The organism is Scandinavium sp. M-37, assembly GCF_043558715.1.
In the GTDB taxonomy this organism is placed as follows: Bacteria; Pseudomonadota; Gammaproteobacteria; order Enterobacterales; family Enterobacteriaceae; genus Scandinavium; species Scandinavium vulneris_A.
Genome location: NZ_JBIGIN010000034.1, coordinates 12,876 through 25,265 on the forward strand (window position 1 = coordinate 12,876; position 12,390 = coordinate 25,265).

A 12,390-nucleotide genomic window follows, 5' to 3' on the forward strand; every position below is an offset into this window, starting at 1 on the left:
CCGACACGCTTTTCCGACCTACAGCAGCCACTCCACCGGTAGCACGTACGCCACCAGCACCAGGACGCGTTGCCAGAATTTCGCCATCGGCTCCCGTTTCAGCACGGTTTCTTTTCCGTCTTCCCGATCAATCCAGTGAATTTTCCCCCAGCGCGTTAAGCGCAATTGCCAGGCGGCATCCCGCTGGCTGCGAACAAAACGATGGTGGATCCGTTGGGCGAGACTTTCACTGTCGATAACCAGGCCCATCTCTGTATTCAGCAACGCCGAGCGCTGATCAAAATTAAACGAGCCAATGAAGACCTTTTTACCATCGACGCTAAACGTTTTGGCATGCAGGCTGGAGCCAGAGTTACCGGTCAACCCGCGATCGCGTAGACCTTGCCGTGGGTGATGGGTCGGTTTGAGTTCATACAGTTCCACCCCATGACGCAGCAGCTTTTTACGCCAGCGCGCGTAACCGGCATGGACAACGGCCACGTCGTTGGCCGCCAGCGAGTTGGTCAGGATCGCCACCTTGACGCCTTTCCGCACCAGTTGCAGGATCAGCGCCACGCCCGCGCGCCCAGGCACGAAATAGGACGAAATAATATCGATATTGGTTTCCGGCGTACCCATTACGCTGCGTAAACGTTCTGGCAGCATCGTGCGCCGGGCGGCTTTGCCCTGCCCTTTACGCGGGTCGTCGCTGAGCAGTTTGGTCTGCGCACGGACAAAGGGTAAATTGCCCTGCGCCAGTCGCTGCGACACCTCCGTCGCCGCCATCTTTTCAAGGTAGCGTTCCGCGGCGGCCTGCTGCTGTTCATCAAAGTTCAGCATCGACACCGGTGAGGCTGCAGAGCCCTCCTCCGACAAAACATGTTCAAGCCTGGCGACGCAGTCACTCTGCCAGTAGCGCTCAAAATCCTCTTCAACGTCTTTGACCACCGGGCCAATGGCCAGCACGTCGAGGTCGGTAAACAGCGGCTCCTCACCTATCCCGAAATAGGCATCGCCCACATTACGCCCACCGATGATCGTCGCCTCGCCGTCTGCACTGAAGCTTTTGTTGTGCATTCGCCGGTTAAGCCGCGCAAAATCAGTCAGATATCCCAGCATTCTTAGGGTACGAAAAGAGAATGGATTAAACAGCCGCACCTCTATGTTCGGATGCGTATCCAGCACCCGCAACGTGTCATCCAGCCCACTGGTATTATTGTCATCAAGCAGTAAACGCACGGCGACGCCTCTGTTCGCTGCGTCCAGTAGTGCCTGAAACAGCAACCGGCCGGAAACATCGTTTTCCCAGATATAGTATTGAACATCGAGAGTACGCTGCGCCCGAGCCGCCAGCTGATAGCGAGCGGCAAAGGCTTCGAGACTGTTTTCAAGCGTGTGCAGACCGCAAACGGTCGACGGGGCGTGGTCTGATGACACCAGCGTCGGACGCAGGTGGGGTTCAGTTTCCTTGCTGACTTTGTAATCGAGCATACAAATGCGCGCTGTCCTCATCAAAACATACGAAAGTGACCTGTTCAGGTAACGCGTGGCTTTCCAGCCAGCGCTGAACGGTCGTAAAGGCAATTTCTGCGGCGGCGGCTTTCGGATAGCCATAAACGCCGGTACTGATAGCCGGGAAAGCGATTGTACGATAGCCGTTGGCTTCCGCCAGTTGCAGACTATTGCGATACGCATCCTGCAACAGTGTCGCCTCATGCTGATCGCCGCCACGCCACACCGGCCCAACGGTATGGATAACCGCCTTGGCTTTCAGATTTCCCGCCTCGGTAATGACCGCATGGCCGGGCGGGCACTCCCCCTGCTGCAGGCGTACTTTTTTACAGGCTTCAAGTAACGTCGGACCGGCTGCACGATGAATAGCGCCGTCGACACCGCCGCCGCCCATCAATGACGGATTGGCAGCGTTGACGATAACGTCAACATCAAGGGTGGTGATATCGGCCTGAAGAGTCTGGATTCTCGCGGTCATAAATTTCTCCTGCCGGACGTTCACTCTGTTCAAGTTTAGTCAAAGCAGGAGAAAGCGTTGATCCATAAAGACGTTAACGGTAATTAACCGTCACAACACCGAGTGTTTTCTGAGGATTGATGTAGCGCATACTGACCGTAGCCATATCGTTGTTAACGAGCTTCCCTGCGGTAGCCTGCTGGTATGAAATTGTTGAGGTCTGCATCTTTCCTTCTCGATGGCAGCTCAGGGAAATCTGCTCGGAACGGGTAGCGATATTACAGGGATCTTCCACAATCGATCCGACGAAATGGATAACACCCCCATTCACTTGGGTAGAAGCCGCTGTCGCCGCCCCCGTTAACAGGGCCGATGACAGACAAAGGGCAAAGCAAAACGTCTTAGTTAAGGTTTTCATCGCGTAGCTCCGAGGAAGAAAAACATCATCCTTGAGACTGTTAAATACGCACGCTGCCCATGCACCGTGCGAACAACGACATCACGACACCGTAAAACCCATCACTTAAAAGTAATCATGCCCGTGAATTAATGCCAATCGCACCACTCAAAAGACACTTAACCGCTAGGTTCTTTCCGTATTAGGCCACTGGGCTGTAAGATTCAGCGCCTGACCATCCGTCAGCGTGACCACCACTTTTACCGTGTCGTTCTGCGAAATATTTAACTGCATCCGTGAGAGATCTATCGGCTGATTAGCGGGTAAACTTAAAATTTTACTTTGTTGAATATTGCTGCTGCCCCCTTCACCCTGACGCGTCGTATGAATACTGACCCGACACTGGCAAGGCTCTGTCACCGTAACCTGTGGCGTGATGGTGTACATTTCGCCCTGGTGAGTGACATTAAAGGCAATGCTGTTGGTCAAGGCGACTGCGATAAGTAAGCTATTCATGATGTCCTCCCATAAAAAAACAGGGCAACTGGCCCTGTTTTTTATCGTTCGAAAACCAGATTAATGCTGGTAAACGTTCGCCCAGTTTGCAGAGCCGTTCTGTGTCACGTTCACGATGGAGCTGTCTGCGGTCTGATTCACGTTAGCAGAGTTGCCGCCGCCCCAACCAAACAGGTTAGACTGGCTGACGTTAATGGTAGAGTTGTCACCCGTTTGCAGGTTGCTCGACGCGTTACCAAAGCCGGTTTGGCTCACATTAATGTCACTGTTATAAGCGCTGCTCTGGGTTGCCGTAGCAAGGTTATTGAAGCCTTGCTGGCTGATGTTAACATCGCCGTATTTAGAGCCACTTTGATCTACGCTGGCGCCGTTATTGCCACCCGCCTGGTAAATATTCACCGTTTCGTTGCTGGAATTTTGTGGAAGGGTTGGACCTCCGCCACCATGTCCACCACCATGACCGCCACCAAAACTATCGGCAAACGCACTACCCGAAATCATTACTGCAGTGAATACAGCTAAGGTAATCAGTTTCATAAAACCCCCATTGGCTTGATAGAATTCGTCAAATATTCGTTAACGTGTAATAACACGCACGGCCATTTGCGATGAGTTTTGCACAATAACTGTTTTACTACCTACGGACTGCTGCTGTGAAATATTGGCATAATTACCCGAACCTCTTTGGATAATAATCCCCGTATTCCCATAGCCTGATTGGCTAATATCTGCATCATTACTACTTCCGGCCTGATCTACGTAGGCCAGATTGTACCCACCGGATTGCGAAACATCCGCCTGATTGCTATTACCTCGTTGAGAAATAACCGCAATTTGGTGATTGCCATCCTGTTGAGCATTCGTGCCATTCCCGTAACCTTGCTGTCCAACAATAGCGGCTTGATTAGCAAGATTAGCGTTCAGGCCATTGGCTACCAGATTATATTCTGGGCTTGCCAGATCATAACCCGATGCAGCTACTAATCCAGGTATCGCCAGCAGTGATAACGACAGAAAATACACTTTCTTGTTCATCTTCCACCCGCTTGAATCCTGGTTGCGTGTTGCACTGTTAAATAACGCCGAGGTACTTGTTAATGCGGCGTTACGATGAACAGTATGTTGCTGACCAAAATTAAAAGGTGTCACCCGCAAGGTTGATTTTATTTTTTTCGGATCATTCCTAAGTATGAGAATTAAGCTATCTATCAGTCTTTAAATGAGATTATTATCAGAACATACAGGGAAAACTGGATAAGCTTATAAATCAATGCGTTTAAGCAAAGACAGAAAAACCAAGCCCTCGGATGTGGATCGCGATCTCATTTACCTAACATTTCTTCAGGATAAAACCGTTACAAACACAGAAACTATTTATCCATCAATTACATTCAAATGATTGGCAATATATCTCAATAATTTCATTGAGATACGTGATTTGTGTGATTTACTAATTTGACGCAATGATATTTACATGTACAACTTTATCATCACTTCTAAATGATTTATGAAGCCAGTATTTACATTTTAATATTCCATTTTACATTCTGTTACAGTGTTTGATCTTGCTTAAAGTTTAGTAATGACTAGATTGAAAACAGCAGCACCGAATATTGTTTTATTGACTTTTACCCATCTTGGGTTTTCGACTTTACGTATACACAGCAATGCAGCCTCAATCAGTACTTCTGGAATCACGTATATTTTTGCGTGGAAACTGATAGCTGCTATAAAAACGTTGGAGTTTCATCATGTTAAATGAAGTCCATAGTTTAGGCAGTACGCTCGTCCTTGTCACCAAGCCGTCTTTGCAAGCCAGTGCGCTTTTACAATATTTAAAATCGACACTGGATATTTCAGGAAAAGTGCAGAATATTCATCGTATTATCGAAGAACCGTTGCCTGACAGCATCATGATCTTCGATATGATGGAGGCGGATAAAAGGCTGATCACCCACTGGCAGGAAAATTTAGGCCGGAAAAACAATGGGATGAAACTGGTACTACTAAATACACCAGAAGAATACCCGTTTAAGGACATAGAAAACTGGCCGCATATCAACGGTGTCTTTTATAACAACGAAACTGAATCACGTTTAATCGAAGGATTAAACATGATTATGCAGGGCGAATGTTACTTTTCGCATAAGCTCGCGAGTTATTTGATTACCCATTCAGGCAACTACCGTTACAACAATGCAGAAAGCGCAATGCTGACGCAGCGAGAACGGGAAATCCTGAATAAACTGCGCGTCGGCGCGTCTAATGTCGAAATTGCGCGCTCGTTGTTCATTAGCGAAAACACCGTCAAAACCCATCTATACAACCTTTTCAAGAAACTAGCCGTTAAAAACCGGACCCAAGCTGTTTCCTGGGCGAATGATAATCTCAGGCGTTAAGTAAACAGGCAAACACTATGAAACGTTCCCTGTGCTGGCTTGCAGCTGCAAACCTGCTCCTGCTTGCGTCCTCTTCACATGCCGGAGAGGTCGAAATACCGGGTATCGTGGCCGATCACACCGTCTCGTCGGTTGGACATGATTTTTATCGTGCCTTTACCGACAAATGGGCCAGCAGTACCCGCGAAAATTTATCGATAAATGAACGACCCAGCGCTCGCTGGGGTAGCTGGATAACGATAACGGTCAATCAGGATATTATATTTCAGACCTTTTTATTCCCGATAAAACGGGAATTTGATAAGACCGTAGACGCAGCACTACAGATTACTCAGGAAGGTATCAATAAACGTCAAATCGACCAGGCATTATTAAAAACGGACGATCTGGCACACGATGAATTTTAAACATAGAGGGTGGAGGCAATCATGCGTATCGCCTGTACTGTCGTTTTGCTCGCTTTGATTACACCAGCAAGTTGGGCCGGTAATATGGTTTTCCAGTTCGTTAACCCTAATTTCGGTGGAAACCCGAATAACGGCGCTTTCTTGCTAAATGAGGCCCAGGCGCAGAACTCCTATAAAGCGCCCGGAGGCAGTGACGATTTTGGTTATAACGCGCCGTCGGCACTGGATAACTTTACGTCAGCGATTCAGTCTCAGCTTTTGAGCGGTCTGTTAGGAAACGTCGCCACCGGAAAACCCGGACGCCTCGTGACCAACGACTTTATTGTCGATATTCAGAACAGTAATGGCCTGCTCACGCTGAACGTGACCGACAGAAGTACCGGGAAAACCTCAACAATTCAGGTATCCGGGGTGCAACAGACATCAACGAGTGACCAATAATCACAGACCTCAACAGGACTATAATTATGAAGCGTTTATTTGTACTTCTGGTGGTCATCGTGCTCAGTGGCTGTCTGACCGCCCCGCCGAAAGAGGCGGCAAAACCGACGTTAATGCCACGGGCGCAGAGTTATCGTGACCTGACGCACCTGCCTTCCCCGCAGGGTAAGCTGTATGTTTCGGTCTACAATATTCAGGATGAAACCGGGCAGTTTAAACCCTATCCGGCCAGTAACTTCTCAACTGCCGTGCCACAAAGTGCGACAGCGATGCTGGTGACGGCGTTGAAAGATTCCAAATGGTTTATTCCGCTGGAACGTCAGGGATTACAAAACCTGCTTAATGAACGCAAAATCATTCGTGCAGCGCAGGAAAATGGCACCGTTGGCGTTAATAACCGCGCACCGTTACAGTCGTTAAGCTCGGCGAATATTATTATTGAAGGATCGATTATCGGCTATGAAAGTAACGTCAAATCCGGCGGTGCCGGGGCGCGTTATTTCGGTATCGGAGCCGATGCCCAATACCAGCTTGACCAGATTGCGGTTAACCTGCGTGTGGTTAACGTCAGCACCGGCGAAGTGCTGGCATCAGTGAATACCAGTAAGACAATATTGTCTTATGAAGTTCAGGCCGGGGTATTCCGCTTCATTGATTACCAGCGGCTGCTGGAAGGTGAAATTGGGTATACCTCGAATGAACCGGTGATGCTGTGTCTGATGTCAGCCATTGAAACGGGCGTGATTTATCTGATAAACGATGGTATCGATCGTGGCTTGTGGAACCTGCAAAGTTCCGGCGAGGTGAACAATCCAATCCTCGCAAAATACCGCGATATGGCTTCACCGCCGGAATCCTGATACCGATTCGGCAAAAAAAAGCGTAGCCACTTAGCTACGCTTTTTTATTTCTGATTTAGTTTTCGGGGTTCATCTTCACGGCATTATCAGCCGGTTGACGCCGGGCACTCCAGGCCGCCAGCCACAGTCCGCTGTTCTTCATCGCATAGCCAAAAACCAGCCCTACCAGCAGCGAAGGCACCACCAGTTTCCAGTCGCCCTGCCCCGCAAACGTGGCACAGGCGCCAATAAAGGTGCCCGGTACAAACGACAGCAGCATCTGCTTCGCCTGTAAACACATCAGGAACGCGACCACGCCGGTCATCATATAACCGAGGATCTCCAGATGCGGCGCCAGCGCGCTGCCGTGGATAATCACCATCGCCCACACCACGCCGCTCATCACGGTGGCAGAAGCAATAGCCAGCCCTTTCAGCCCACCCTGCGGACAGGCAAAGTAAGCGGTACAGCCGAGAAAGCCCGCCCAGCTGAGCAGGCCGAGAGACACGGCAACCCATCCCCAGAGACCGGAGAGAATGCCTGTTGTCAGCGCGAGAGAGAGAAGTATGTTCATGCCGCGCATCATAGCAGATGCGCGGCTAGCAGATGAGATCGGACGCACAATTTTTGCAACAGCTATCTATTCGTTACATTTACATTGTGATGTAAATCACCTTTTACTGTTCGTCGTCTTCCGAGATTTCGTCCCACATCGCGGAAATCGCTTCGCGGGTAATGGTCGACAGCGTACGCCAGAATGCGGTAGTGGCGTGAGCATCCAGCTTACCGAGGAAGGTGCCGACCCAAGGCAGCAGGTAATCGGCAAACAGGGTATCTACCGCTTCATTCTCATCGTCAGCGGCGTTATCTTCCAGCCAGGACGCCGCCAGCAGCAGCGTGCCGATGTGGTCGGCTGGCGTATCGCTCAGTGGCATTCCGCGTGAAGAGAGGAAGCTGCGTACATCGGCTTCCGTCGCCCCTTCAACCCAGGCGCTACGATAAGGGGAAACGCTACACTCTTCGCCGACAAACAGCGCGTTGTAATCCGTTGCCACCTGCTGCATATCGCAGCTCTTTTGCAGACGTTCCAGCAACTCGTCCTGCTCCAGCGGCCAGCTCGCCGCCAGCTTGCCATCACGAATCAGCGTAAACAGCGGCACCAGCAGCGGATCCTGCGGTTGACGATAGTACAAAGAGCCCAGCACGCGGCAGAGGATTGAAAACTCGTTCATTCATTTATTCCATTGAGACAATTAAAGTTCAGCAAATTCAGCAATCGGCGGCACGCCGCGCGATTCGAGGAAATTCAGGAACCGACGCGGGGTGACATTAAGGATCCGCTCTTCGGGGAAATCGACCGCATCCAGAATTTTTCGGCACTCGGTAAAATCACCCAGTGTAAACGCGGTATGAGAATCTGAGCCTAACGCCACCCAACCTCCGGCATCACGCACCGCGGCGGCTACCGCCCGGCAGTTATCTTCGCTGCCCAGGCGCGAAGAGATGAAAGAGGAGTTATTAATTTCCAGCGCCACGTGGTGTTTCGCCGCGGCTTGCGCCACTGCGTTGATATCAATCGGGAATTTCGGGTTACCCGGATGGCTTATCATGTGCACATTGCCGCTGGCGATCGCGGCAATCATCGCTTCGGTATGGGTGGCTTTATCCTGCGGCGGAAACACCGGTTCGTGGAACCCGGCAATGATAAAATCCAGAGAGGTCAGCATCGGCCCGGTGCAATCAATTTCGCCGAGCGTATTTTTGATGTTGGACTCAATGCCACGCAAAATCCCCACCCCATCGACCATCCGCGGCCAGATACGCATATTGACGAAGTGCCAATAGTGCGGAGCGTCGGCCATATCAGGCCCGTGATCGGTAATGGCAAACAGCTTGATACCTTTGCGTTTCGCTTCGGCGATATAGTCATGAAGGGTGCTGTAAGCGTGGGTGCTGGCGACGGTGTGCATATGCAGGTCAACAGGATACATCACATTCTCCTCTCTCTTTTAAAGCCAAGCATAGCAGGAATGCCTGGTCTTTATTAGCGAAAAACCCGGCACCGCCGGGTTGAACTCAGTATCCGCGTGACCTGTCGACCTGCCCGGTGACGGCTTCCCCGTTCTCCAGCCCAGTGATGGTTTTACCAATATAGGCAATGGCTTCCTGCGGACGCGTCACTGCTGCAATGTGCGGGGTCATCGCCACGCGAGGATGGCGCCAGAGCGGGCTTTCTACCGGCAGTGGTTCGCGGCTGAACACGTCCAGCATCGCGCCTTTCAGCTTGCCATTTTCCAGGGCGCGCAGCAGGTCATCTTCATTAACATGCACCCCGCGCGCGAGGTTCAGCAGATAGCTGTGATCCTGTAGTTGCTCGAGCAGCGAATGATTAATGATACCGACGGTCTCTGCGGTATTCGGCAGCAGGTTAATCAGCACCCGCGTTTCACGCAGGAACTCGCCCAGTTCGTCGCTACCAGCAAAACTCTTCACGTGCGGCCAGTTTTTAGGGCTCCGGCTCCAGACCCGCACCGGGAAGCCCCACGCCAACAGGCTTTCAGCGACTTTACTGCCCAGCACGCCCGCGCCCATGATGCCGATGGTAAATTCTTCGCGGGTATATTCGTCCAGCGGCTGCCAGCGCGTTTCTTGCTTCAGCGCCTGGTAATCATCAAAGCGACGGAACCAGTGCAGCACCTGGCTGACCGCATATTCCTGCATTTGCAGACCCATGCCGGTGTCCTCGAGACGGAACAACGGAATCGACTGTGGCAGCATTTCCGGGTGTGCTTGCAGCTTGCTGAGAATGGAGTCCACCCCGGCGCCGAGTGCAAATACGGCTTTCAGGTCGCGGCCTTGCAGCATCTCGACGGGGGGATGCCACACCAGCGCGTAATCGGCCCTTTCGTTGTCACCGCGCTTCCATTCCCGGACGCGGGCCCCCGGCAGTTGTTTCTCCAGGGCAGCTATCCACCACGCGGCATCAAAAGTGGGATGGTAAAAAATAATCTCCATACTGCTCTCCTTTTATAATGCGCCTTTCTTTAATCAGGGCGTATGCGCTTCGATTGCGTGTTGTTTTATATCGGTTTGTCAGCATAGCAAATTTCAGCGGGCTGTCAGCGTTTAAGCGGATGATGAGAAAAAAAGCGGATCGCGGTTAATCCGAAAGCAGGTTGGATGAAGTTTGGCTAATCGCGTGGATTTTTAAAAAAGTTGATTGACGCAAGTTACGCTTTTCCCTACATTAGCGCCCGTCCCAGCAACACTGGGAAGACAATATGGTGAGGTGTCCGAGTGGCTGAAGGAGCACGCCTGGAAAGTGTGTATACGGCAACGTATCGGGGGTTCGAATCCCCCCCTCACCGCCATATTCAAGATGAAAGCTCGTACGAAAGTACGGGCTTTTTTTCGTCTGGCGCCCGGCGGCGCTACGCTTGCCGCGCCTACGGGTTTTGTAGGCCTGGTCAGCGTAGCGCCACCAGGCAACAAACATCACCGCATAATGCTATTTATTATAAGGAATAGTGACGATTCCAAATGAATGGATTAAAGCACTCCCTGGATACTCGCCCACTTTCGTTAAGTCGCCACTCTGGTGATCTATCTTAAACACAAAGGCTTTACCCGTATTACCACTAAGAACATTCACGTAATTTCCATCAGCACTCAAATCCATGTCGAGGAAATACTCATCATATTTTGCATCCTGATAATCAACTTGTTTTTTCAGTTTGATGCTGCCATCACTGTTTACAGTGTAGGTGGAGATACTTGAGGTCAGTGGATTTGTTGTCCAGGCATATTTCCCATTTTTGGATGCGGTGACCCAACATACAGCCTGCTCTCCTCCCCAAATATCATCACCGGCGAGAACATCCGGCGAGACCATCGTCAGCTTACCTTCCTTGTCTATATTATACGAGGTAACGGAACCGGTCTGGCCCTGGAAACGTTGAAGGAATGGATATTTTTTCTTCTGTTCTGCTGTAGAGTTATAGAAATTACGTGCGCTATCAATAAAACGCGTTTCCGTGACCAGCAGGGTAAAATTACCGTTTTCACCTTTGGTGATTTTTGTGCCAATAGGTAACGCGAAGAAACGATTTTTATTTGCTTGCGGCGAGTAGATCATCGAAACAGGCTGGTCTGATAATTCACCATCAGTACCAATAGCATACGAACGGACCAGGCCTGTCGTAATTTCAACTATAATTAAATATTTGCCATCAGGTGTCACTTCTATACTTGCCGGGCGGCCCGAGAGTACCCGCACGGAATCCGGCATGGCCTTCAAGACACCCTTGTCATCAATAGTATAGCCTTTAATATTGCCCTCTGAAGGATCATCAACTTTCTTCCCCATGCTGGCAACATAAACATAGTTTTTATAAGAGGCAATACCGTTCGGTTTGATATCTCCGGCAGCAATTTTATTGACCACCTTCAATGACAGGTCATCCTGAACCCGCAACGAAGTCAGCGTACCGTCACCGGCATTAACCACAAGCACATTTTTATTGTCGGCAGAACGCCACAAACCATAGGCGGCAGCCAGTGGATCAATACCATCTTTAAACGTATGGCCAGATTTTGGATCATAAGGCAAGCCAAACAGCTCCACTAGCCCCGTTCCTTTACCGCCTGTTTTAAACTCACCAATCTTAGACAATGTTCCATCTGAATATTGGGTATAGCCAACAACTGAGTTTTCATCTGCATTATTGGTAGCAACGTACACTCCACCAGTAACATCTTTTGCTGCAACAGAGAATGAAACCGCCAGGAATACGGTACTTAATATGAATTTCTTCATTTTATAGTTCCTAAAAGTAGTTTATTAAAAATTGATTCAGAAAACGGTTAGTTCATGGGAGGTTCCGAAATTTTACCTTGAGCCATAAATATTCGTGACCAGACATCCATTAAGATCACCACATTAGTGAGCTCTTCAATCTCCGGGGAGGTGAATTTTAATGTTAGGAGTTGGTCATAATCAGCTTGTATCTCATTGTGCTGCAGTGTCGACAAAGACTCTGCATATTTCAATGCGGCTTTTTCTTTGCCAGAGAACAAGTTGCTCTGTGGCCAGGTTGACAAACTGGCTACTTTGGAAGGTGAGATACCTAACGTCTCCGTCTGCTTGGTGTGCAAAATAACACAATAATTACACTGATCTATTTGGCCAATTCTTAATCTCACTAACTCCGCGAGATCTTTATCAAGATGATGGAGAGTAGTAGAGTCTGAGCCATAAGCATGAGCTAACTCAGTCGGAATTGTCAGATATTCCGTCTGATTGGATGATAAGCGCGTATTTTTAAAGATAACGTCATCATAGTTTCGCTCCGTGATGTCGTCCTTAGCGTAGGCGTATTGCTGCGCTGTTAACAACGAAAGCGACAAAAAGAGAAATTTAAACATCATCATTCCTTTAGTTGTA

At 49.8% G+C, this 12,390-nt stretch carries 16 protein-coding genes and 1 tRNA gene; 5 read left to right on the forward strand and 12 right to left on the reverse strand.

What is annotated here, in order from left to right; translation table 11 throughout:
* Window positions 1–18: 18 nt before the first annotated feature.
* The 6 genes from ACG0Z5_RS19545 to csgB form a co-directional block, all read right to left on the reverse strand.
* Window positions 19–1,470, reverse strand: coding sequence for a phospholipase D family protein (locus ACG0Z5_RS19545; protein ID WP_394450345.1), 1,452 nt, complete (start codon window positions 1,468–1,470; stop codon window positions 19–21).
* Window positions 1,439–1,969: an O-acetyl-ADP-ribose deacetylase gene (gene ymdB / locus ACG0Z5_RS19550; protein WP_394450347.1), complete on the reverse strand. Its 531-nt coding sequence runs from the start codon at window positions 1,967–1,969 to the stop codon at window positions 1,439–1,441. The genes ACG0Z5_RS19545 and ymdB overlap by 32 nt, the downstream gene beginning before the upstream one ends.
* A 73-nt stretch (window positions 1,970–2,042) precedes the next feature.
* On the reverse strand, window positions 2,043–2,366 hold the full coding sequence (locus tag ACG0Z5_RS19555; RefSeq protein WP_394450349.1) for a type 1 fimbrial protein: 324 nt from the start codon (window positions 2,364–2,366) through the stop codon (window positions 2,043–2,045).
* A 165-nt stretch (window positions 2,367–2,531) separates the two neighbouring features.
* On the reverse strand, window positions 2,532–2,861 hold the full coding sequence (gene csgC, locus ACG0Z5_RS19560; RefSeq protein WP_394450351.1) for a curli assembly chaperone CsgC: 330 nt from the start codon (window positions 2,859–2,861) through the stop codon (window positions 2,532–2,534).
* 60 nt (window positions 2,862–2,921) lie between these two features.
* Window positions 2,922–3,398: a curlin gene (locus ACG0Z5_RS19565; protein ID WP_394450353.1), complete on the reverse strand. Its 477-nt coding sequence runs from the start codon at window positions 3,396–3,398 to the stop codon at window positions 2,922–2,924.
* A gap of 39 nt (window positions 3,399–3,437) precedes the next feature.
* Complete coding sequence (gene csgB / locus ACG0Z5_RS19570) at window positions 3,438–3,896, reverse strand: curli minor subunit CsgB (protein WP_394450355.1); 459 nt, start codon at window positions 3,894–3,896, stop codon at window positions 3,438–3,440.
* Window positions 3,897–4,612: 716 nt separating this feature from the next.
* On the opposite strand from csgB, the gene csgD reads away from it, so the two are divergent.
* Genes csgD through csgG form a run of 4 tightly spaced genes read left to right on the forward strand, consistent with a single transcriptional unit; the run spans window position 4,613 to window position 6,968 of the window.
* Window positions 4,613–5,260 (forward strand): biofilm master transcriptional regulator CsgD, encoded by a 648-nt coding sequence (gene csgD, locus ACG0Z5_RS19575; protein WP_394450357.1) that lies wholly within the window; start codon window positions 4,613–4,615, stop codon window positions 5,258–5,260.
* 17 nt (window positions 5,261–5,277) lie between these two features.
* A complete protein-coding gene (gene csgE / locus ACG0Z5_RS19580; protein WP_394450359.1) occupies window positions 5,278–5,667 on the forward strand; it encodes a curli production assembly/transport protein CsgE in 390 nt (129 codons plus the stop codon).
* A 21-nt stretch (window positions 5,668–5,688) separates the two neighbouring features.
* Window positions 5,689–6,108: a curli production assembly/transport protein CsgF gene (csgF, locus tag ACG0Z5_RS19585; protein ID WP_394450361.1), complete on the forward strand. Its 420-nt coding sequence runs from the start codon at window positions 5,689–5,691 to the stop codon at window positions 6,106–6,108.
* 26 nt (window positions 6,109–6,134) lie between these two features.
* Window positions 6,135–6,968, forward strand: coding sequence for a curli production assembly/transport protein CsgG (csgG, locus tag ACG0Z5_RS19590; RefSeq protein WP_394450363.1), 834 nt, complete (start codon window positions 6,135–6,137; stop codon window positions 6,966–6,968).
* 55 nt (window positions 6,969–7,023) lie between these two features.
* Here the strand turns inward: csgG and ACG0Z5_RS19595 are convergent, their stop codons facing one another.
* From ACG0Z5_RS19595 to ghrA, 4 genes are all read right to left on the reverse strand, one after another.
* Window positions 7,024–7,521 (reverse strand): DUF1097 domain-containing protein, encoded by a 498-nt coding sequence (locus tag ACG0Z5_RS19595; RefSeq protein WP_394450365.1) that lies wholly within the window; start codon window positions 7,519–7,521, stop codon window positions 7,024–7,026.
* Between the two features lie 103 nt (window positions 7,522–7,624).
* Window positions 7,625–8,179 (reverse strand): molecular chaperone, encoded by a 555-nt coding sequence (locus tag ACG0Z5_RS19600; protein ID WP_394450367.1) that lies wholly within the window; start codon window positions 8,177–8,179, stop codon window positions 7,625–7,627.
* A 21-nt stretch (window positions 8,180–8,200) separates the two neighbouring features.
* Entirely contained in the window at window positions 8,201–8,938 is a 738-nt protein-coding gene (locus tag ACG0Z5_RS19605; protein WP_394450369.1) for a phosphatase, read from the reverse strand.
* Window positions 8,939–9,023: 85 nt separating this feature from the next.
* On the reverse strand, window positions 9,024–9,962 hold the full coding sequence (ghrA, locus tag ACG0Z5_RS19610; RefSeq protein ID WP_394450371.1) for a glyoxylate/hydroxypyruvate reductase GhrA: 939 nt from the start codon (window positions 9,960–9,962) through the stop codon (window positions 9,024–9,026).
* Window positions 9,963–10,230: 268 nt separating this feature from the next.
* Between ghrA and ACG0Z5_RS19615 the strand changes: the two genes are divergently transcribed.
* Window positions 10,231–10,318, forward strand: a tRNA-Ser gene (locus ACG0Z5_RS19615).
* A gap of 137 nt (window positions 10,319–10,455) precedes the next feature.
* Here the strand turns inward: ACG0Z5_RS19615 and ACG0Z5_RS19620 are convergent.
* Window positions 10,456–11,763 carry a lactonase family protein gene (locus ACG0Z5_RS19620; protein ID WP_394450373.1) on the reverse strand — a complete coding sequence of 436 codons (1,308 nt, stop codon included), beginning with the start codon at window positions 11,761–11,763 and terminating at the stop codon, window positions 10,456–10,458.
* Window positions 11,764–11,810: 47 nt separating this feature from the next.
* Entirely contained in the window at window positions 11,811–12,371 is a 561-nt protein-coding gene (locus tag ACG0Z5_RS19625) for a carboxymuconolactone decarboxylase family protein (protein WP_394450375.1), read from the reverse strand.
* Window positions 12,372–12,390: the final 19 nt, after the last annotated feature.

Coding starts and splice junctions, on each gene's coding strand:
- csgC (WP_394450351.1), bottom strand. CDS start 2,861: ATGAATAGCTTACTTATCGCAGTCGCCTTGACCAACAGCATTGCCTTT.
- ACG0Z5_RS19595 (WP_394450365.1), bottom strand. CDS start 7,521: ATGAACATACTTCTCTCTCTCGCGCTGACAACAGGCATTCTCTCCGGT.
- csgG (WP_394450363.1), top strand. CDS start 6,135: ATGAAGCGTTTATTTGTACTTCTGGTGGTCATCGTGCTCAGTGGCTGT.
- csgB (WP_394450355.1), bottom strand. CDS start 3,896: ATGAACAAGAAAGTGTATTTTCTGTCGTTATCACTGCTGGCGATACCT.
- csgE (WP_394450359.1), top strand. CDS start 5,278: ATGAAACGTTCCCTGTGCTGGCTTGCAGCTGCAAACCTGCTCCTGCTT.
- ACG0Z5_RS19625 (WP_394450375.1), bottom strand. CDS start 12,371: ATGTTTAAATTTCTCTTTTTGTCGCTTTCGTTGTTAACAGCGCAGCAA.
- csgF (WP_394450361.1), top strand. CDS start 5,689: ATGCGTATCGCCTGTACTGTCGTTTTGCTCGCTTTGATTACACCAGCA.
- csgD (WP_394450357.1), top strand. CDS start 4,613: ATGTTAAATGAAGTCCATAGTTTAGGCAGTACGCTCGTCCTTGTCACC.
- ACG0Z5_RS19620 (WP_394450373.1), bottom strand. CDS start 11,763: ATGAAGAAATTCATATTAAGTACCGTATTCCTGGCGGTTTCATTCTCT.
- ghrA (WP_394450371.1), bottom strand. CDS start 9,962: ATGGAGATTATTTTTTACCATCCCACTTTTGATGCCGCGTGGTGGATA.
- ACG0Z5_RS19600 (WP_394450367.1), bottom strand. CDS start 8,179: ATGAACGAGTTTTCAATCCTCTGCCGCGTGCTGGGCTCTTTGTACTAT.
- ymdB (WP_394450347.1), bottom strand. CDS start 1,969: ATGACCGCGAGAATCCAGACTCTTCAGGCCGATATCACCACCCTTGAT.
- ACG0Z5_RS19605 (WP_394450369.1), bottom strand. CDS start 8,938: ATGTATCCTGTTGACCTGCATATGCACACCGTCGCCAGCACCCACGCT.
- ACG0Z5_RS19555 (WP_394450349.1), bottom strand. CDS start 2,366: ATGAAAACCTTAACTAAGACGTTTTGCTTTGCCCTTTGTCTGTCATCG.
- ACG0Z5_RS19565 (WP_394450353.1), bottom strand. CDS start 3,398: ATGAAACTGATTACCTTAGCTGTATTCACTGCAGTAATGATTTCGGGT.
- ACG0Z5_RS19545 (WP_394450345.1), bottom strand. CDS start 1,470: ATGCTCGATTACAAAGTCAGCAAGGAAACTGAACCCCACCTGCGTCCG.